The following is a 20,451-nucleotide window of genomic DNA, read 5'->3' as shown; positions in this document are numbered from 1 at the left end:
TGCGTCAGAAGCGATGCACGATGCCGAGTTGCACGCCGCGCGCATTCGCGCCCGGGTACGCGAGCGGCAGGCCGGGGTTTGCCGCGCCGGCAAGCGTGTAGTCGGCCTGGTTGCGGTTGCGCAGGTACGACAGCGCGCCGTAGAAGCTCGTGCGCTTCGACAGGTCGTACTCGTACATCAGTCCGAGCTGGTCCGCGTTATTGCGTTGCGACGACTGGTCGTGCAGGTACGCGTAGCCGAGCGCGATAGCGTTCGCCGGGTTGATCTGATATTTGACCGACAGCCCGTACACGCGCGAATCGATTCCGAGGTCGGCCCACTTCACCGCGGAGAACCCGCCGTAAACGGTGGCCTTGCCGATTGCGTACGATGCGCCGGCCATGATCGTGCGATCCGTCGTGGTCGCCGCGGCGTTCTTCAACCACTGGCCCGCGACGAATGCGCCGAACGGGCCGTGTTCGTAGGTCAGGTCGAACTGCCGGCTGGAGCCGGCCGAGCGCACGCCGCCCGCGTCGCCGAACCCGAAGTACAGCCCGCCCTGGAAACCGGCCATCTCCGGGCTCTGGTACGACAGCGTATTGCTCGTGCGGAATGCGAACACGGTCAGGTTGTCCATGCCGGACGCCTGCGTGACGCCGCCGAACGCATCCTGCCCGCCCTGGTCGTTGAACAGCGGCGAATTCTGCCGGCCCGCGCGCACCTTGCCCCACTGCCCCGCGATGCCGACCCACGCCTGCCGGTTGAACATCGTGCCGGCGCTCGCGAGCGAGCCGTCGTTCGGGTTGAAGCCGTTTTCCAGCGCGAACTCGATCTTCTGGCCGCCGCCGATCTCTTCGCCGCCCTTCAGCCCGAACCGGCTGCCCCACTGGCCGCCCGAGTTGATCGCGGCCGTATAGCCGTTGCCCGTGTTCACGTATTGCGCGAATTCGTCGATCACGCCGTACAGCGTGACGCCGTCCTGCGCGAGCGCGGCGTCCGAACCGGCGACGCAAGCGGCCGCGACGGCCATCCGAAGACCGGCATGCACCGGTCGCGCCCAGGAACGATGTCCTCGTGCGTTCATTTTATTAGTCCTGCTATTCAATGAAAGGAGAATGGAACGACGCCGGGCACGATGGTCCACCATGCCGGCATCGCGGATAACGAAGAGGATGTGCGGTGCGGTTGCCGGTCGCGCCGGTTCGGCGCGTCGGGCCGCTCAGGCCGGCGGCAGACCGGCCCGACGAACGACGTGATACGTCGGTGTCAGACCTCGCCGCGTTCGAGCGGCAGGATCAGGCGTTCGGGAATGCTGCGTCGCGACGCGCGGGCGCCGACGTAATACAGCACGGCCGGCACGACGAGGCCGAGGATCCACGAGATGTCGGTGCCGCCGAGCGCATCGACGAGCGGCCCCGTGTAGATGTGCGTCGACATGAACGGCAGTTGCACCAGGATGCCGACCACGTAGATCGTGATCGCCATCACGTTCCAGCGACCGTAGCGGCCGTCGGGATCGGACAGCGCCGGCACGTCGTAGCGCGAACGCGTGAAGCAGTAGTAATCGACCAGGTTGATCGCGCTCCACGGCGTGAAGAACGCGAGCAGGAACAGGATGAACGCGGTGAATTCCTTCAGGAACGAATGACGGCCCGCGAGCGCGATCAGCGTCGATACGCAGATCATCCCGAAGATGTACACGAGGCGGCTCTTCGACGATACCGCGCCCTTGCCGCGAAAGCCGCTGACGATCGTCGCCATCGACATGAAGCTGCCGTACGCGTTGAGCGCAGTCACCGTGACCTTGCCGAACGCGATGCTGAAGTACAGCAGCGCGGCCACGGCGCCCGTCGAGCCGAGGCCGACGATGTACGACACCTCATGGTGCGCGAACTGGCTGCCGGCCAGCGCGGCCGCGAACACGCCGAACACCATCGCCGCCTGCGCGCCAATTACCGAACCGAGGCCGACCGCGAGAAACGTCGCCACCGACGACGTCGAACGCGGCAGGTAGCGCGAATAGTCGGCCACGTACGGGCCGAACGCGATCTGCCACGACGCGGACAGCGACATCGCGAGCAGGAAGCTCGCGAGCGAGAAATGCTTGTTCGCGAGCAGCGCGCCGACGTCGTGGTTCGCGAACAGCTGCGCGAACATGTAGACGAACGCGACGATGCCGACCACGCTCGCGATCCGGCCGACGAAGTGGATCGCGCGATAGCCGAACACGGTCAGCACGACGATCACGGCCGCGAACAGCAGGATGCCGGCCGCGTCGTCGACGTGCAGCAGTTGCGCGACGGCCTGCCCGGCCAGCACCGAGCCGCTCGCGGAAAAGCCGATGTACATCAGGCACACGAGCACGATCGGGATCATCGCGCCATACACGCCGAACTGCACGCGGCTCGAGATCATCTGCGGCAGCCCGAGCTGCGGCCCCTGCGCGCCGTGCAGCGCCATCACCGCGCCGCCGACGAGCTGGCCGAGCAGCAGCGCGACCAGCGACCAGAACACGTCGCCGCCGAGCACGACCGCGAGCGCGCCCGTGACGATAGCCGTGATCTGCATGTTCGCCGACAGCCACAGCGTGAACTGGCTCAGCAGGCCGCCGTGGCGCTCGGCGTCGGGAATGAAGTCGATCGAGCGTACCTCGATCAGTCCGCCGGCTTTTCCACTGGAATTCGTTGACACGGGTCAATCTCCAAAATACTCAGGACCACACAGGGTTTGAACAGGACAGGAAGCTGCGAGCCGCCCTTTCGGCTCGACGGATGCGGGGCGCCGTGGATCGCCGGCATGCGCCACGCACGCACGATCTGCACGCTGGCGCGCAAGCGGCACGACGTGTGCCGACATTGCCAGCGGATGATCTTGTATATACAACTTGCGAGATATCGGTGATTACCCGGAATCAATCGATTTTCGAAATCGTCCGAGAGATCCGTGCACGTCCGGGCGATTTCGCCGCAAGTCTGGCGTTGGAAAAATGAAAGGTCAGGCGCTGGATGAAATGACTGCCGGGATGGACATCGTGCACGCCGCGCTCGCCGAGCAGTTCGGCACGCTCGACGGAAACGCAGACGAATGGCCGGACGGGCGCACCCGTCCGCGCCGTATCAGACCAGTTGGTCGGATGCGACGACCTGCACGCCCGGCCGTGCGTCGATTGCCGCGTCGAGCAACGCGCGCGCAATCCGCGACGCGGGATTCACGCGCCACTTCGCCGGCAGCACCGGCGCGGCGGCGCTCAGCGCGAACGCGAACAGCCGCTCGCCGAACCGGAATTCGTCGCGGCTGCCGCCGATCAGGCCCGGCCGCACGTAAGTGAGCGAATCGAACCCGACGCCGGCGAGCGCCTGCTCGACCTCGCCCTTCACGCGGTTGTAGAAGATGCGCGACGCAGCATCGGCGCCGAGTGCGGAATTCAGCACGTAGGTCGACGTGCCGTGCCGGTGCGCGAGCCGCGCGACCGCGAGCGGATAGTCGTGATCGACGCGCCGGAAGGCCGCCTGCGAGCCGGCGGCCCGCATCGTGGTGCCGAGCGTGCAGATCACGGCATCCGCGTGCCACCAGTCGCCCGTGTCGGGCAGATGGTCGAAATCGACCTCCAGTGCGCGCATCTTCGGATGCGGCGTCAACGGCCGGCGCGCGAGGACGATCACCTGGTCGACCCGCGCATCGGCCAGCGCGACGTCGAGAACGTGGCGCCCGACGAGTCCGGTCGCGCCGACGAGCAGCAGTTTCATGTCTCGTGCTTCCGTGTGGAGCCTGCGTTGGCGGACCCGAAGCGGCCCGGTTTCCGGCTATCGACATGATCGTCGGCTGACGTGGCGTCGACAACCCTCCGCTCGTCTCGAAAAATTACGGCGCTGTCGGGTGCGGTCCCGCGCGACCGAATGTCGACTGAAACAACATGACGTTCATCAGACGCCGCAAGCGCCGCCGATACGTGCGTGACGTACCGGCGGCGCCCCGTCAGGCAATTACGTCAGACATGCAGCGCATGTCCGAGCGCGCGCAACGCCGCTTCCTGCAGCGCCTCGCCGAGCGTCGGATGCGCGTGAATCGTGTCGCCGATGTCCTCCAGCCGCGCGCCCATCTCCAGCGACTGCGAGAACGCCGCGGCCAGCTCCGACACCCCGCGCCCGACCGCCTGCCAGCCGACGATCAGGTGATTGTCGCGCCGCGCGACGACGCGCACGAATCCGTCGGTCGCCTGCAACGTCATCGCCCGCCCGTTCGCGGCGAACGGGAACGACGCGCTCAGGCAATCGACGCCAGCCGTGTGTGCATCGTCCGGCGACCAGCCGGCCGTCACGATCTCGGGATCGGTGAAGCACACGGCCGGGATCGACGCGGGCGTGAATTCGCGACGCCGGCCCGCGATCAGCTCGGCCACCATCTCGCCTTGCGCCATCGCGCGATGCGCGAGCATCGGCTCGCCCGCGACGTCGCCGATCGCCCAGACATTGCGCATCGACGTGCGGCATTCGTCATCGATCCGCAGCGCGCGGCCGTTGCGATCGAGCATCAGCGTCTCGAGCCCGAACCCGTCGACGCGCGGCCGACGGCCCACGGCGACCAGCACGCGGTCGGCCGGCAACGTCTGCTCGGCGCCATCGGCTGCCTGCACGCGCACCGCGCCGTGCGCGTCCAGCCCGAGCACCTTGTGGCCGAGCCACAGCCGCACGCCGAGCCGCGCGAGCGAATCGGCCACCGGCCGCACGAGTTCGGCATCGTACGCAGGCAGCACGCGCTCGGCCGCTTCGACGACGCTGACGTCGACGCCGAGCTTCCGATAGACGGTCCCGAGTTCGAGCCCGATATAGCCGGCCCCGACGACGACCAGCCGCTTCGGCAGCGTCGCGGGCGACAGCGCGTCGGTGGACGACACGACGTGCCCGCCGAACGGCATCGACGGCAGCTCGACCGGTTCGGAACCGGTCGCGAGCAACAGGTGTTCGCAACCGATCCGCACCGTATGGCCGCCGCCGACGACTTCGACGGTCTTGCCGTCGATCACGCGCGCTTCGCCGTGCAGCACGCGCACGCCGTTCTTCTTGAGCAGCGTGCCGACGCCGCGCGTCAGACGATCGACGATGCCATCCTTCCATGCGACGCTTCTCGCGATGTCGATCTCGGGCGTGCGCACGCGGATGCCGAGCGCGCCTTCGCCGGCATGACCGCACGCCTGTTCGAACGCGTCGGCCACGTGGATCAGCGCCTTCGACGGAATGCAGCCGATGTTCAGGCAGGTGCCGCCGAGCCGGTCGCGCTCGACGAGCACGGTCGGAATGCCGAGCTGACCCGCGCGGATCGCGGCGACGTAGCCGCCCGGGCCGCCGCCGATGACGAGCAGTGTGGTGTGTTCGTTCTTCATCGGCTCACTCCACGAACAGCAGCGCCGGGCGTTCGAGCACCGCGCGCACGGCCTGGATGAATTCGGCCGCGTCCGCGCCGTCGACGACGCGATGATCGAACGACGACGACAGGTTCATCATCTTGCGCGCGACGATCGCGCCGTCGCGGATCATCGGCCGCTCGACAATCCGGTTCACGCCGACGATGCCCACTTCCGGATGATTGATCACAGGCGTCGACACGATGCCGCCGAGCGCGCCGAGGCTCGAGATCGTGATCGTCGACCCGCTCAGCTCGTCGCGGTGCGCGCGGTTCGCGCGCACCGCGTCGGCGAGCCGCGCGATTTCGGCGGAGATCGACCACACGTCGCGCGCTTCCGCATGACGCAGCACGGGCACCGTAAGGCCGCCGTCCGTCTGCGTCGCGACACCCATGTGCACCGCGCCGTAGCGCGTGACGACGCCCGCTTCGTCGTCGAAGCGCGCGTTGATCTGCGGGAAGTCGCGCAGCGCGATCACCATCGCGCGGATCAGCAGCGGCAACGGCGTGAGCTTGCCGCGCGTGTCGCCGTGGCGGCGGTTCAGTTCCGTGCGCAACGATTCGAGTTCGGTCACGTCGATTTCCTCGACGTAGCTGAAGTGCGGAATGCGGCGCTTCGCTTCCTGCATCTTGCGCGCGATCGCGCGCCGCAAGCCGATCACCGGCACTTCGGTTTCGTCGTGGCGTTCGTTGTAACCGCGCGGTTGCGCCCCTCGCGCCGAACCGCCGCCGGTGCGCGCATACGCATCGAGATCCTCATGCAGGATCCGCCCGGCTTCGCCGGTGCCGCGCACGTAGCGCAGCTCGATGCCCATGTCCCATGCACGCTGGCGCACGGCCGGCGACGCGAGCGGCCGTTCGCCCGGCGCAAGCGCCGCGCGCGGCTGCGCGGCCGGTTCGTCGCGGCGCGGTTTCGCCGGTGCGCGATGCGCGGCGGGCTGCACCGGCGGCTCGGCCGGCACGTCCGCCACCGGCTTCGCCGGCGCCGCCGCCGCGACCGGTGCGGTTGCTACCTTTGTTTCCCGCACCGGTGCCGCGGCCTTCAGGTTGCCGTCGCCTTCGACTTCCAGCCGAATCAGCTCGCTGCCGACCGCCATCATCTCGCCGATCCGGCCGCCCAGTTCGATCACCTTGCCCGTCACCGGCGACGGAATCTCGACCGCCGCCTTGTCGGTCATCACGTCGGCGAGCGGCTGGTCTTCCTTGATCGTCTGCCCGACTTCCACATGCCAGGCCACCAGCTCGACCTCGGCGATCCCTTCGCCGATATCCGGCATCTTGATGACATGAATCCCCATCTCACGCCTCCATCACGCGTCGCAACGCTTCACCGACCCGGGTGGGCCCCGGAAAGTACGCCCATTCCTGCGCATGCGGATACGGGGTGTCCCAGCCCGTCGTGCGCTCGACCGGCGCTTCGAGGTGGTAGAAGCAGTGTTCCTGGACCAGCGACACGAGCTCCGCGCCATAGCCGCAGGTACGCGTCGCCTCGTGCACCACGACGCAACGCCCGGTCTTGCGCACCGACGCGACGACCGTGTCGAGATCGAGCGGCCACAGCGTGCGCAGATCGATCACTTCCGCGTCGATGCCCGTCTCCTCGGCCGCGGCGAGCGACACGTGCACCGTCGTGCCGTACGTCAGCACCGTCACGTCGTTGCCGGGCCGCACGACGGCGGCCGTATCGAGCGGCACCGTGTAGTAGCCTTCCGGCACCGCGCTCGCCGGATGCTTGAGCCACGACGTGACGGGCCGTTCGTGATGGCCGTCGAACGGCCCGTTGTACAGCCGTTTCGGTTCGAGGAAGATCACCGGATCGTCGTTCTCGATCGACGCGATCAGCAGCCCTTTCGCGTCGTACGGATTCGACGGCATCACCGTGCGCAGCCCGCACACCTGCGTAAACATCGCTTCCGGGCTCTGGCTGTGCGTCTGCCCGCCGTAGATGCCGCCGCCGCACGGCATCCGGATCGTCATCGGCGCGGTGAACTGGCCGGCCGAGCGATAGCGCAGCCGCGCGCCTTCCGACACGATCTGGTCGGATGCCGGGTAGAAATAGTCGGCGAACTGGATCTCGCAGACGGGCCGCAATCCGTACGCGCCCATCCCGACCGCCGCGCCGACGATCCCGCCTTCGGAGATCGGCGCATCGAACACGCGCGATTTCCCGTATTTGTTCTGCAGTCCTTCGGTACAGCGGAACACGCCGCCGAAATAGCCGACGTCCTGCCCGAACACGACCACATCGCTGTCGCGCCCGAGCATCACGTCCATCGCGGAGCGCAGCGCCTGGATCATCGTCATCGGCTGCGTGGCCGTCCCTGTCTCGTGTTGCGCCATGATCACGCTCCCAGTTCCTGGCGCTGACGGCGCAGGTGCGCGGGCAGCTCCTTGTAGACGTCGTCGAACATCGAGGCCGGCGACGGAATCCGGTCGTCGGCCAGCGTCCCGTATTTCTCCGCTTCCTTCTGCGCGGCGATCACCTCGGCCTCGAGCTCGGCCGTCAACGCGTCGTGCGCGCCGTCCGACCAGATGCCCTTCACGATCAGGTGACGCTTGAAGCGCTCGATCGGATCGCCGAGCGGGAAATGGGACCAGTCGTCGCTCGGCCGGTACTTGGTCGGATCGTCCGACGTCGAATGCGCGCCCGCACGGTAGGTCACCCACTCGATCAGCGTCGGGCCGAGGTTGCGACGCGCGCGTTCGGCGGCCCAGCTGGAGGCCGCGTAGATCGCGAGGAAGTCGTTGCCGTCGACGCGCAGCGACGCGATCCCGCAGCCGACGCCGCGCCCGGCGAACGTCGTGCCCTCGCCGCCCGCGATCGCCTGGAACGTCGAGATCGCCCACTGGTTGTTGACCACGTTCAGCACGACCGGCGCGCGGTACACGTGCGCGAACGTGAGCGCGGTGTGGAAATCGGCTTCGGCCGTCGCGCCGTCGCCGATCCACGCGGACGCGATCTTCGTGTCGCCCTTGATCGCCGACGCCATCGCCCAGCCAACCGCCTGGATGAACTGCGTCGCGAGGTTGCCGGAAATGGAGAAGAAGCCGGCTTCGCGGTCCGAGTACATCACCGGAAGCTGGCGCCCCTTCAGCGGATCGCCTTCATTCGACATCAGCTGGCAGATCATCCGCTCGAGCGGCACGTCGCGCGCGATCAGGATGCTTTGCTGCCGGTAGGTCGGAAAGCACATGTCGCCGTCGCGCAGCGCCATCGCGTGCGCGGTGCCGATCGCCTCTTCGCCGAGGCTCAACATGTAAAAGGAGATTTTCTTCTGACGCTGCGCGATCATCATGCGCGCGTCGAAAATACGGGTCTTGAGCATCGCGCGCAGCCCGGCGATCAGCCGTGCATCGTCGAGATCGGGGGCCCACGGGCCGACGGCCTTGCCGCTGTCGTCGAGCACGCGCACGAGGCTGCGGGCGAGATTGGCGGTGTCCGCCGCGGCAACGTCGATCGGCGGGCGGCGGACGGCGCCGGCCGGCGATAGATGCAGGTAGGAAAAGTCCGTCTTGCAGCCCGGGCGCCCGGTGGGCTCCGGCACATGCAGACGCAATGGCTCTGACAGGCTCATCGTGTCGTCTCCACGCTCGATTGTGTCTCACGCTGTTTGGGAACGCGCGGGCCGGTTGCCGGCCTGCGCGCGAGCTGACGCGCGGATAAGCACGTCAACCTTGGAAATCTATGCCTGGCAGCGGCGGGCGTCGATGCCCAAGCCGCTCGTTCGTGGTGAGCAGATTTGCCATGGTGGCGATCGGCGAAGGACGTGTTTGCTGCAGCGCATCGTCGCTGGGCTGGCGGCGACGACGAGCGGGCATCGAGGGACGGACGGATCGGTGTCGTCCCGATCATGTGAGGGTACGAAGCAAAAGACCCCGCGAAATCCTGGATCGTCGCGAGGTCTTTCGTCGGATGCGGGCGCTCGTGCGCCCGGTTGCCGGCTTACTGCGGCGTGCGATCGATCACGCGTCGGGACGGAACAGATCGAAGCGACTGTCGGGCGTCACGTGTACATAGGCCGACGGGCCGCCCGCACGAAGAATGATGCCCGCGCCGAACGTGTCGAAGATGCCGTCCTTCAGCAGGTCATGGCGGATATGGACCGCGACGACCTCACCCAGCACCAGCGTGGCCGGCGTCTCGACGCCGTGGTGATCGCGCAGCCGGATCACGTCGGTCACCTTGCATTCGAAGTTCACGCCGCTTTCCGCGACGCGCGGCACGTCGACGAGGCGCGACGGCACCGCGGTCAAGCCGCCGAGTTCGAACTCGTTCACGTCGTACGGCACGGCGGCGCAGGTCTGGTTCATCCGCTCGGCCAGATCGCGCGTCGCGAGGTTCCACACGAACTCGCCGGTCTCCTGCACGTTGCGCACGCTGTCCTTCGCGGCGGTGCTCGAAAAGCCGATGATCGGCGGCCGATAGTTGAACGCGTTGAAGAAGCTGTACGGCGCGAGGTTCAGCGTGCCGTCGCTGCCGCGGGATGAAATCCAGCCGATCGGGCGTGGGCCGATGATCGCGTTCAACGGGTCGTGCGGCAGGCCGTGGCCTTGCGACGGCTCGTAATAGTGATGGGTCGATTCGGTCATGACGGATGGTCTTGCGAGAGGCAAACGATGTGAAGGCTGTCGGCGGGACGCGTTGGCCGGTGGCGACGCAAGCGTCCGGTGCGACGTGCGTACCAGTATCACATGGCGCGGTTTTCGGCGCAGTGAAGCGCATCGTGAGCGGCGCGGACGCGCCGCTGCATGTGCGTGCGCCAAATAAAAAACCCGCGAGCGCTGCATTTCTCGCGGGTTTTTTACGCCTTCGTTGAATCGAATCGCGTCGACGCAATCGATGGTGCCGGGGACCGGACTCGAACCGGCAAGCCAGTTAAGGCGGCGGATTTTCGTCACACTGCTTCTTTCAAAGCCGGCGTCGCGTACGCGAGCCGTTCGTGCGCTGGACTATGCCTTCACCGTCGCGCGCGGGCATGACCGCTGCCCATGCGCCTTAGGCGCCCCCCGTCTAGTCTCTACACCTTCCTCGCGGATGCCGCGAGGCTTGGCTCGGCGTTGCCTCGATGCGCACATCAGGGGTTTCGCCGAATTTGAAGGGTTCTGCACCGACCGTTTCCGGCCGGGCACTCAATCGTTTAAGTCCGCTATGTTTACCAATTTCATCACCCCGGCAAGAGGGCGGACGCGATTCTACCATTGCTTGGCGCATGCGTTCCCTTATTCCGCCGTGCCGCATCGCGACACCGGCCGTCATCGCATCGCTTCTTCCTCAGCGTTCGACGCCGATACGACACCGACTCCACACGGCCCGCCGATTTCGTCCCGCCCCGCGACCTGCCCCGATACAATCGACCGCGCGTCGTCCCACGGCCCCAACGGTCTGACGTTTGTATCGTGCTTCTCGCGAAACAAGCGTCGCGTGCGTCATCGCGAAGTCACAAACGTTTTCGATAATTCCCCGGCCGAAAACGTTTACATCGCATGACTTCATGACCTCGACCATCAAGGACGTCGCCGCCCTCGCGGGCTTCTCGATCGCCACCGTTTCGCGTGCGATCAACGCGCCGCATACCGTCAGCCCCGCCACGCTGCAGACGATCCGCACCGCCATCGACACGCTGCAGTTCCGCCCGAGCCCGCTCGGCCGGCAATTGCGCGGCGAGCGCACGCGGCTCGTCGGCGTCGTCGTGCCGACGCTGTCGAACCCGGTGTTCGCCGACTGCCTGCAAGGCATCGACGAACTCGCGACCGCGGCCGGTTTCAAGCTGATCCTGATGACGACCGAATACGACGCGGCGCGCGAGCGTCATGCGATCGAGACGCTGCGCGAGCAGCGCGTCGAAGGGCTGATCCTCACCGTCGCCGATGCGGACACGCACCCGCTGCTCGACATGCTCGACCGCGACGGCCCGCATTACGTGCTGATGCACAACGACACGCAGCGCCGCCCGTCGGTGTCGGTCGACAACCGCCGCGCCGCGTATGACGGCGTGCAACGGCTGACCGCGCACGGCCATCGCCGCGTGCTGATGCTGGCCGGTTCGCTCGCCGCGTCGGATCGCGCGCGCCAGCGTCATCTCGGTTATGCGCAGGCGCTCGAGGAAGTCGGCGTGGCGCCGCTGCCGCCCGTCGAAGTCGACTTCAACGCGCCCGAGCTGCCCGATGCGGTGCTCGTGCATCTCACCGCGCACGCCACGCGCCCGACCGCCCTCTTCTGCAGCAACGACCTGCTCGCGATGGTCGTGATGCGCGGCCTGCGCCGCGCGGGTTTCTCGATTCCGGACGACCTGTCGGTGCTCGGCTTCGACGGGATCGCGATCGGCGAGCTGCTTGCGCCGCCGCTCGCGAGCGTCGCGACGCCGAACCGCGACATCGGCCGCCACGCGTGGCAGCGTCTCGTCGAATGCATCGGCGGCGCGCCGATCGACCGCACGTCGACGATCCTGCCGCATGCGGTGCGCGACGGCGCGACGATTGCTCCGCCCGCCACCGACCTGCAACTGCGCAACGCCTGATCGCAACACGCACGCGCGACGCAACCGATCACCCCGTACCACACCACTCGCCCGGAGATTCACCGTGTCCTTTCGCCTGACCTCGCTGCTGCGCGCGCTTGCCGCGCCGCTCGCCTTCGCCGCGCTCGTCGCCGGCGCTCCCGCCGCCCATGCCGACGAAACGGCGATCTGCTACAACTGCCCGCCCGAATGGGCCGACTGGGCCGCGCAGATCGCCGCGATCAAGCAGAAGACCGGCATCCGCGTGCCGTCCGACAACAAGAACTCGGGCCAGGCGATCGCGCAGTTGATCGCCGAGCAGAAGAGCCCGGTGGCCGACGTCGTCTACCTCGGCGTGTCGTCGGCATTCCAGGCGAAGGACAAGGGCGTGATCGCGCCGTACAAACCCGCGCACTGGAACGACATCCCCGCGAACCTGAAGGACCCGCAAGGCTACTGGTTCGCGATCCACTCGGGCACGCTCGGCTTCTTCGTGAACAAGGACGCGCTCGACGGCAAGCCGGTGCCGCGTTCGTGGGCCGACCTGCTGAAGCCCGAATACAAGGGCATGGTCGGCTATCTCGATCCGTCGAGCGCGTTCGTCGGCTATGCGGGCGCGGTCGCCGTCAACCAGGCGCTCGGCGGCAGCCTCGACAACTTCAAGCCGGGCCTCGACTGGTTCCGCAAGCTCAAGGCCAACGCGCCGATCGTGCCGAAGCAAACGGCCTATGCACGCGTGCTGTCCGGCGAGATTCCGATCCTGCTCGACTACGACTTCGACGCGTATCGCGCGAAATACAAGGACAACGCGAACGTCGAGTTCGTGATTCCGAAGGAAGGCACGATCGCGGTGCCGTACGTGATGAGCCTCGTGAAGGGCGCGCCGCACGACGCGAACGGCAAGAAGGTGCTCGACTTCGTGCTGTCGGACGAAGGCCAGAAGCTGTGGGCCAATGCCTACCTGCGCCCGGTGCGTGCGCAGACGCTCGGCGCCGACATCGCCGCGAAGTTCCTGCCGGCGAGCGAATACGCGCGGGCGAAACCGGTCGACTTCGGCAAGATGGCGGCCGGCCAGCAGGCGTTCGGCCAGCAGTACCTGCAGATCATGCAGTAAGCCGCGGGACGCAACCGATGCTCGACCTGACTTTTCCGCTGCGCTGGCGCATTGCGCTCGTCGCGCCGGCGCTGGCGGTATTCGCCGCGTTCTGGCTGCTGCCGATGGCTTCGCTCGTGCAGGTATCCGCGGACGGCGCCTTCTTCTCGCACTACGCGGCGCTGCTCGGCAATGCGCGCTACATGAAGAGCCTCGGCGAGACGGTTGCGCTGTCCGCGGGCGTCACGCTCGCGACGCTCGCGCTGTCGACGATCTCCGGCCTGCTGCTCGCGCGCCGCGAATTCGCCGGCAAGCGCGTGCTGCTCGCGCTGCTCACGTTTCCGCTCGCGTTCCCGGGTGTCGTGGTCGGCTTCATGGTGATCATGCTCGCCGGGCGCCAGGGGCTGATCGGCATGCTGTCGGCGAAACTCACCGGCGACAAGTTCGTATTCGCGTATTCGGTGGCCGGCCTGTTCATCGGCTACCTGTACTTCTCGATTCCGCGCGTGATCGTCACCGTGATCGCGGCCGCGTCGAAGCTCGACGCGTCGCTCGAGGAAGCCGCGCGTTCGCTCGGCGCGTCGCCATGGCGCATCTTCGTCGACATCGTGCTGCCCGCGCTCGCGCCGGGCCTGGTCGCGGCCGGCGCGATCTGCTTCGCGACCGCGATGGGCGCGTTCGGCACCGCGTTCACGCTCGCCACCGACCTGAACGTGCTGCCGATGACGATCTATACCGAGTTCACGCTGAACGCGAACATCGCGACGGCGGCCGGCCTGTCGATCGTGCTCGGCATCGTCACCTGGGCCGTGCTCGCGCTCGCGCGTCGCTTCACCGGTCACACCGCCGCCGCCGCGGCCTGAGGATTTACGCATGCAATCGCTTTCCGGCTCTTCCACGCCGTCACCGGCACCCGCTCCAGCGCCGCTGCACGCGACACGCGCCGCCCGGCATGCGCCGCGGGTCGCCGGCGCGCGCGCGATCGCCGCGCTGCAATGGGGCGTCACGCTGCTGCTGTGCGCGTTCCTGATCGTGCCCGTCGTGACGTCGGTGCTCGCGGGGCTGACCGTCAACTATTTCCGCGGCCTGTCGAGCGGCCTCACGCTGCGCTGGCTTGAGCAGGTGTGGCAGCAGTATCACGGCTCGGTCGCGCTGTCGCTCTACGTCGCGTTCGCGACGCTCGCGATCGTGCTCGCGGTCGGCGTGCCGGCCGGCTATGCGCTCGCGCGCAGCAAGAGTCGCATCGCTCGGGCGATCGAGGAAGCGCTCGTGCTGCCGGTCGCGCTGCCGGGGCTGGCTTCGGCGCTCGCGCTGCTGGTCGTGTACGGCGGCTTCACCGCGTTCCGGATGAGCCTGTGGTTCATCGTCGTCGGCCACGTCGTGTTCACGCTGCCGTTCATGGTGCGCGCGGTCGCGGCCGTCGCGGCCGGCGCCGACCTGCGCACGCTCGAGGAAGGCGCGGCGAGCCTCGGCGCATCGTTCGTCACGCGCTTCGTCACGATCGTGCTGCCGAACCTGCGGCCGGGCATCGTCGCCGGTGCGCTCGCGGTGCTCACGCTGTCGATCGGCGAGTTCAACCTCACGTGGATGCTGCATACGCCCGACACCAAGACGCTGCCGGTCGGGCTCGCCGATACCTATGCATCGCTGCGCCTCGAAGTCGGCAGCGCGTACACGATCCTGTTCCTGCTGATGACGCTGCCGCTGCTCGTCGCGATGCAGTGGCTCGGCGTCGATCCGTCCGGTACGCGCGCGCTGAAGAAGCGCCCGCGCTGAAATTTTCGCAGACTTGACGTCCTCGTCCGCCTAAAGGCGGAGGATTCCCACACCTGGCGATGCACGTCCGCATCGGAAAATGTTCAGCGCAGCGTTGATATCACGATCATGCACGACACCACATCCACTGCAGGCCCACTCTCTTATTCGCAGTCCCGCGATACCTTTCGGCCGCGTCGTGCTGTCTTTCGACCCACACGACGAACAGGACTGGGTAGAACCGCTTTCGTCGACTTCCTCGAACGTGGCTCCGTGCGCGATCGCTTTGTAGCGGAGCTTGTTCCGGAAGGACGACCAGGATGCGTCGTAGACGCTCTTCGCCATCCTGGTTCTGGCGAGCTTCGCGGCCGACACGTTGCCGACCACGATGTAATCGAACCGCCGCACCAGATCGAGCGCGAGCTTATGCTGGAAATCGGCACGGGCATTCGCGACCTTGGCATGCAGCTTCGCGATATGCCGCTTGTGCTTTCGCGCCCGTTGCGCTTTCGCGAGCTTTTCCGCCGCGCGTCGGCCGAACCGGTCATTCGGCAGTTTTTCGCCGGTCGAAAGTGTGGCGAAGTCTTTCAGGCCGAGATCGATGCCAACACCGGAACGGATCGGACGAGCCTGAACATCCGGCATCTCGATCACGATATTCAGAAACCAGTTGCCGCGTGCATCTTGCGCAAAGTTGGTCCCGTCCTTGATCTTGCCTTCGGGAAGCGCTCGGCTGTTGAACACGCGAAACGTGTTGCCGGCGAAACGGAACGCGTCACCCTCGCGCTTCAGGTCGCGGCCCTTCAGCGGCACCCAGCCGAGCGATTTCCTGCCGCGATAGCGCAGGTAGGGCCGACGGCGCTGACTGCGAGACTTCACGTATTGCTCGCACGTCGCGTTGATCGTGCCGGAGTGGATGCCAAGTTCCTTACTGCTGCCGGTTGTCAGCACGTTCAGGTCGAAACCGGTCGGCCACTTCTTGTTCCACTTGAGCGCGTGCTTCTGCGTGTCGTTGCAGAAGTTCCAGACGTAGTTCACCGCGCGGCTCTGCTTGTTGAGCAGTCCGTTGAGCGACTTCACCCGGTAGCGGTAGACAAGGATCATGCCGGTGATCCTAACCCGTGGAAGAAGCTGCCTGTCAACAGCACGCCTTTCCTTCCCGCCATCAATGGCGGGGTTTCTCGGAGCAAATTCTGATGAAACTCGATTCCACTCCCATTACCCTGACCGGCTGCGCGAAGACGTTCCGCGGCACACGCGTGCTCGAACCGCTCGACCTGTCGATCGGCGCCGGCGAAACGCTCGTGCTGCTCGGGCCGTCCGGCTGCGGCAAGACGACCACGCTGCGCCTGATCGCGGGACTCGACACGCCGGACGCCGGCGGCACGATCGCGTTCGGCGACGACGACGTCACCGCACTGCCGATCGAACGCCGGCAAGTCGGCATGGTGTTCCAGAACTACGCGCTGTTTCCGAACCTGACGGTGCGCGGCAACGTCGGCTACGGGCTGAAGATCCGCAAGACCGAGCCGCGTACGCTGCGCGAGCGCGTCGACGAACTGCTCGCGATGATGCGGCTCGATGCCCATGCGGACAAGCCGGTCGATCAACTGTCGGGCGGCCAGCGGCAGCGCGTCGCGCTGGCGCGTGCGCTCGCGGTGCGCCCGCGCGTGCTGCTGCTCGACGAACCGCTGACCGCGCTCGACGCGAAGCTGCGCGACGTGCTGCGTCGCGACATGAACGCGCTGCTGCGCGAGCTCGGCGTGACGACCGTCTACGTGACGCACGACCAGGCCGAAGCGATGGAGCTCGGCGACCGGATCGTCGTGATGGGCGCGGGCCGCATCGAGCAGATCGGCACGCCGCGCGAGATTTACTACCAGCCCGCGAACCGCACGGTCGCGCAGTTCATCGGCACGCTGAACCGGCTCGCGGGCCAGTGGCGCAACGGCGCGCTCGAAACGACGGGCGGCGCGATCGCCACGCCGCATGCGGCCGACGAATGGTTCTTCCGCCCCGAGGATGCGCAGCTCGCCGATCCTGTGCATGCATCGCTGCGCGGTGCGGTCGGTGCGTGCGCGTTCCTCGGCGAACGCACGCGGCTCACGATCGAGCATGCGGCGCCCGACGCGCTCGTGATCGACGTGCCGGGCCGCGTCGCGCTTGCGCGCGGCACGGCGGTCGGCCTCACGATCGCGCCGGAAGGCTTGATCGCGCTCGGCGCGTAAGCCGTCGATCGGGCATCATCCACGCAGCACCCCACGCGGCGCCCGCCGCCGCGACAACAACCAGACGATTCCGAGGAACGACGATGCTGCTTGCTCAAATCAGCGATCTCCACATCAAGCGGCCGGGCCAGCTCGCGTACCGGCGCGTCGACACGGCGGCCGCGCTCGCGCGCTGTATCGAGAAACTGAACGCGCTCGTGCCGCGCCCCGACGCCGTGCTCGTCACCGGCGACCTGACCGACTTCGGCCACGACGAAGAGTACGGCAACCTGCGCGGGCTGCTCGACGCGCTCGAGATTCCGTATTACCTGATGATCGGCAATCACGACGACCGCGCCGGTTTGCGCCGCGCATTCGCCGATCGCGCCGAGTTGCAGGACGGCGAATTCGTGCAGTACGCGCTCGACGTCGGCGCGGTGCGCGTGCTCGCGCTCGATTCGCAGGTGCCGGGCGCGAGCCACGGCGACCTGTGCGACGCCCGGCTCGCGTGGCTCGCCGCGCAGCTCGACGCCGCGCGCGACCGGCCGGTGATCGTCGCGCTGCATCACCCGCCGTTTGTGTCCGGCATCGGGCACATGGACAAGCTGCGTCTCGCGCCCGCCGCCGCCGCGAAACTCGATGCGCTGCTGCGCGGCCATCCGAACGTCGAGCGCGTGCTGTGCGGTCACGTGCACCGCACGATGTTCACGCGCTTCGGCGGCACGCTCGCGTGCGCGGTGCCGTCGCCCGCGCATCAGGTCGCCTTCGACTTGCGGGTTGATGGGCCGTCCGCATTCCGGCTCGAACCGCCGGCGTTCGCGGTCCATCGTCATGCGCCCGATACGGGGATGACGTCGCATCACGTCTATGTGGACGAAGGCGCCGGACCGTATCCGTTCTACGAGCCGACGGGCGAGCTGGTCGACTGACGACGTGAAGCGCGTGCCGTGACGGGGGCCGGCCGGCCGGTTGTGCCCGTTATACCGGTTATGCGGCCGGCAGGATTCGCGTCGCTCCGGTATGATCGGCAGCCTCGACCGGCGCCCGGCCTGACTGCGCACCCGACGCGTGCGCCGCTGCCGCGCCGCCCCACTCCGTCGCCGCCGCCATGTCCACTGCCTCGACCGACCGTCCGACCGACGCCCCCTCGCCCCACTACTCGCGCGGCCTGCTGTTGCTGCTTGCGACGATCGCGGGCGTATCGGTCGCGAACATCTACTACAACCAGCCGCTGCTCGACAGCTTCCGCTCGTCCTTCCCCGACAGCGCGTCATGGATCGGCGTGGTGCCGACCGCGACGCAGCTCGGCTATGCGGCCGGCATGTTCCTGCTCGCGCCGCTCGGCGATCGCTTCGATCGCCGCGGGCTGATCCTGCTGCAGATCGCCGCGCTGTCGATCGCGCTGATCGCGGCGGCCGCCGCGCCGTCGCTCGTCGTACTCGCACTCGCGAGCCTCGCGATCGGCATCCTCGCGACCATCGCGCAGCAGGCCGTGCCGTTCGCCGCCGAAATCGCGCCGCCGGCCGAACGCGGCCACGCGGTCGGCACCGTGATGAGCGGCCTGCTGCTCGGCATCCTGCTCGCGCGTACCGCCGCCGGCTTCGTCGCCGAGTATTTCGGCTGGCGCGCGGTGTTCGCCGCGTCGGTCGCGGCGCTCGTCGCGCTCGCTATCGTGATCGTGCTGCGGCTGCCGCGCAGCTCGCCGACGTCGACGCTGTCATACGGCAAGCTGCTCGGCTCGATGTGGCATCTGGCCGTCGAGTTGCGCGGGCTGCGCGAGGCATCGCTGACGGGCGCCGCGCTGTTCGCGGCGTTCAGCGCGTTCTGGCCGGTGCTCACGCTGCTGCTCGCCGGCGCGCCGTTCCATCTCGGCCCGCAGGCCGCCGGCCTGTTCGGGATCGTCGGGGCCGCGGGCGCGCTCGCCGCGCCGTATGCAGGCCGCTTTGCGGACACCCGCGGCCCGCGCGCGATCATCTCGCTCGCGATCGCGCTGCTCGCGCTGTCGTTCGTGATCTTCGCGCTGTCGGGTTCGAGCCTCGTCGGGCTGGTGATCGGCGTGATCGTGCTCGACGTGGGCGTACAGGCCGCGCAGATCTCGAACCAGTCGCGCATCTATGCGCTGAAGCCCGACGCGCGCAGCCGCGTGAACACGGTGTACATGGTGTGCTATTTCATCGGCGGCGCGCTCGGCTCGTCGGCCGGCGTCGCCGCATGGCGCGCGTTCGGCTGGACCGGCATGTGCGCAGCCGGCCTGCTGTTTACCGCGCTCGCCGGCTGGTCCCACCATCGCGGCGGCAGGCGCGGCTGAGCACGACCGGGCCACCGCGGCGTCACGCGTCGGTGCGCGACGCGGCCGGCTCCGCGGCGACGGGCGGCGGCGCGAACGCCGGGGCCGGGTCGATCACCGCGGCGGGATCCATCACTGCCGCGGGCGTTGGCACCGCGAGCGGGACGGCGGAAGGCGCGAGGATCGGCGCCGCCTCCTGCGTGGCGACCGGCTCGGCGACAGGCGAACCGTCCGCCGTCACCGCCTGCTCGGCCGCCATGGCCGGCGAACCGGCAGCAGCGGCCGCCGCGGGCCGGCGCGCCGGGTCGAACACGAACGACAATCCGACGCTGCCGAGGATCGCGACGGTCGCGACGACGGTCGCCATCGTCACCGGTTCGCCCAGCAGCAGCGCACCGAGCGCGACCGCGACGATCGGGTTCACGTACATGCAGCTGCTCGCGATGATCGGGCTCGTGTGGCGGATCAGGTAGCCGTACGCAACGTACGCGGCCATCGTGCAGAACACCATCAGGTACACGAACGCGAACACCGGCCCGACGGCCAGTTGTTCGACGCGTTCGCCGAGCAGCCACGCGACGATCGTCGACATCAGGCCGCCGAGGCCGATCTGCAGCGACGTCGACAGGAACAGGTCCGACGGCAGCTTGAGCCGCGTCGCGAGATGCGCGCCGCCCGCCCAGAACAGCGCGCCGGCCAGCACGCAGATCGTGCCGAGCGCCGAGTTCGCGGCGGGCGCGCCGCCCGAATTCAGCACGACGATGCCGACCATCCCGAGCGCGACGGCCGCCCATTCGCCCTTCGTCACCGGCCGCCCGGCCACCGCCGCGATCACGGTCGCGAACAGCGGCACAGTGGCGACCATCACCGCGGCCGACCCGCTGCTGACCGTGCGCATGCCGAGCGCGATCGTGCCGGACGACAGCGCGACGAGCATCGTGCCGACGATCGCCGAGTTGCGGATTTCCACGAGCGTCGGCCACTCGGGCTTGCGCCGCAGCGCGAAGATGAACAGGCCGATCCCGCCGAGCAGGTTGCGCAACCCCGACAGCAGCAGCGGCGGGAACGACTGCAGCGCGAAATGCAGCCCGCTGTAGGTCGAACCCCAGACGAAATAGATGAAGACGAGCGCGAGCGCCACGCGGCCGCCGCGGCTTTGCGGCAGGCGGATCCGGAACGAAAAACGGGCGAGGAAATCGAGGAGGCGGTCGAGCGGCGTCATCGAGTCACCCG

The 20,451-nt window shown here is 67.9% G+C and carries 17 protein-coding genes; 7 read left to right on the top strand and 10 right to left on the bottom strand.

The features are described from left to right. Positions 1–4 precede the first annotated feature (4 nt). The 8 genes from GJG85_RS06160 to GJG85_RS06125 all read right to left on the bottom strand — a co-directional run bounded on the left by GJG85_RS06160 (position 5) and on the right by GJG85_RS06125 (position 9,969). The gene (locus tag GJG85_RS06160) at positions 5–1,063 is read right to left on the bottom strand and encodes a porin (RefSeq protein ID WP_050015145.1); all 1,059 of its coding nucleotides are present in this window, start codon (positions 1,061–1,063) and stop codon (positions 5–7) included. Between the two features lie 182 nt (positions 1,064–1,245). After that, complete coding sequence (locus GJG85_RS06155; protein WP_050015144.1) at positions 1,246–2,670, bottom strand: cytosine permease; 1,425 nt, start codon at positions 2,668–2,670, stop codon at positions 1,246–1,248. Between the two features lie 425 nt (positions 2,671–3,095). Next, positions 3,096–3,725 carry an NAD(P)H-binding protein gene (locus GJG85_RS06150; protein ID WP_050015142.1) on the bottom strand — a complete coding sequence of 210 codons (630 nt, stop codon included), beginning with the start codon at positions 3,723–3,725 and terminating at the stop codon, positions 3,096–3,098. Between the two features lie 242 nt (positions 3,726–3,967). After that, complete coding sequence (gene lpdA, locus GJG85_RS06145; RefSeq protein WP_050015140.1) at positions 3,968–5,359, bottom strand: dihydrolipoyl dehydrogenase; 1,392 nt, start codon at positions 5,357–5,359, stop codon at positions 3,968–3,970. A 4-nt stretch (positions 5,360–5,363) separates the two neighbouring features. After that, positions 5,364–6,677, bottom strand: coding sequence for a dihydrolipoamide acetyltransferase family protein (locus GJG85_RS06140; RefSeq protein ID WP_204383763.1), 1,314 nt, complete (start codon positions 6,675–6,677; stop codon positions 5,364–5,366). A 1-nt stretch (position 6,678) separates the two neighbouring features. Continuing rightward, complete coding sequence (locus GJG85_RS06135; RefSeq protein ID WP_050015137.1) at positions 6,679–7,719, bottom strand: alpha-ketoacid dehydrogenase subunit beta; 1,041 nt, start codon at positions 7,717–7,719, stop codon at positions 6,679–6,681. Positions 7,720–7,721: 2 nt separating this feature from the next. Then, positions 7,722–8,954, bottom strand: coding sequence for a 3-methyl-2-oxobutanoate dehydrogenase (2-methylpropanoyl-transferring) subunit alpha (locus GJG85_RS06130; RefSeq protein WP_050015135.1), 1,233 nt, complete (start codon positions 8,952–8,954; stop codon positions 7,722–7,724). 388 nt (positions 8,955–9,342) lie between these two features. Then, positions 9,343–9,969: a flavin reductase family protein gene (locus tag GJG85_RS06125; RefSeq protein WP_050015133.1), complete on the bottom strand. Its 627-nt coding sequence runs from the start codon at positions 9,967–9,969 to the stop codon at positions 9,343–9,345. 902 nt (positions 9,970–10,871) lie between these two features. On the opposite strand from GJG85_RS06125, the gene GJG85_RS06120 reads away from it, so the two are divergent. The 4 genes from GJG85_RS06120 to GJG85_RS06105 all read left to right on the top strand — a co-directional run bounded on the left by GJG85_RS06120 (position 10,872) and on the right by GJG85_RS06105 (position 14,745). After that, on the top strand, positions 10,872–11,897 hold the full coding sequence (locus GJG85_RS06120) for a substrate-binding domain-containing protein (protein WP_204383762.1): 1,026 nt from the start codon (positions 10,872–10,874) through the stop codon (positions 11,895–11,897). Between the two features lie 64 nt (positions 11,898–11,961). After that, positions 11,962–12,990 carry an ABC transporter substrate-binding protein gene (locus GJG85_RS06115; protein ID WP_069617064.1) on the top strand — a complete coding sequence of 343 codons (1,029 nt, stop codon included), beginning with the start codon at positions 11,962–11,964 and terminating at the stop codon, positions 12,988–12,990. 17 nt (positions 12,991–13,007) lie between these two features. Beyond that, complete coding sequence (locus GJG85_RS06110) at positions 13,008–13,832, top strand: ABC transporter permease (protein ID WP_050015128.1); 825 nt, start codon at positions 13,008–13,010, stop codon at positions 13,830–13,832. 10 nt (positions 13,833–13,842) lie between these two features. Next, positions 13,843–14,745 (top strand): ABC transporter permease subunit, encoded by a 903-nt coding sequence (locus tag GJG85_RS06105; RefSeq protein ID WP_089488303.1) that lies wholly within the window; start codon positions 13,843–13,845, stop codon positions 14,743–14,745. Positions 14,746–14,775: 30 nt separating this feature from the next. On the opposite strand, the gene GJG85_RS06100 is transcribed toward GJG85_RS06105, so the two are convergent. Further along, positions 14,776–15,828: an RNA-guided endonuclease TnpB family protein gene (locus GJG85_RS06100; protein WP_050015125.1), complete on the bottom strand. Its 1,053-nt coding sequence runs from the start codon at positions 15,826–15,828 to the stop codon at positions 14,776–14,778. A 92-nt stretch (positions 15,829–15,920) separates the two neighbouring features. On the opposite strand from GJG85_RS06100, the gene GJG85_RS06095 reads away from it, so the two are divergent. From GJG85_RS06095 to GJG85_RS06085, 3 genes are all read left to right on the top strand, one after another. Continuing rightward, a complete protein-coding gene (locus tag GJG85_RS06095; RefSeq protein ID WP_204383758.1) occupies positions 15,921–16,952 on the top strand; it encodes an ABC transporter ATP-binding protein in 1,032 nt (343 codons plus the stop codon). Positions 16,953–17,035: 83 nt separating this feature from the next. Next, a complete protein-coding gene (locus tag GJG85_RS06090) occupies positions 17,036–17,860 on the top strand; it encodes a phosphodiesterase (RefSeq protein ID WP_204383755.1) in 825 nt (274 codons plus the stop codon). 179 nt (positions 17,861–18,039) lie between these two features. Further along, the gene (locus tag GJG85_RS06085; protein WP_050015122.1) at positions 18,040–19,239 is read left to right on the top strand and encodes an MFS transporter; all 1,200 of its coding nucleotides are present in this window, start codon (positions 18,040–18,042) and stop codon (positions 19,237–19,239) included. A gap of 22 nt (positions 19,240–19,261) precedes the next feature. On the opposite strand, the gene GJG85_RS06080 is transcribed toward GJG85_RS06085, so the two are convergent. After that, the gene (locus tag GJG85_RS06080; protein WP_050015120.1) at positions 19,262–20,440 is read right to left on the bottom strand and encodes an EamA family transporter; all 1,179 of its coding nucleotides are present in this window, start codon (positions 20,438–20,440) and stop codon (positions 19,262–19,264) included. Positions 20,441–20,451: the final 11 nt, after the last annotated feature.

The organism is Burkholderia sp. MS389 (assembly GCF_016899425.1).
GTDB classification, from domain to species: Bacteria; Pseudomonadota; Gammaproteobacteria; order Burkholderiales; family Burkholderiaceae; genus Burkholderia; species Burkholderia sola.
The sequence above is the reverse complement of the archived record's forward strand: the minus strand, read 5'-3'. Positions and strand labels throughout refer to the sequence as shown.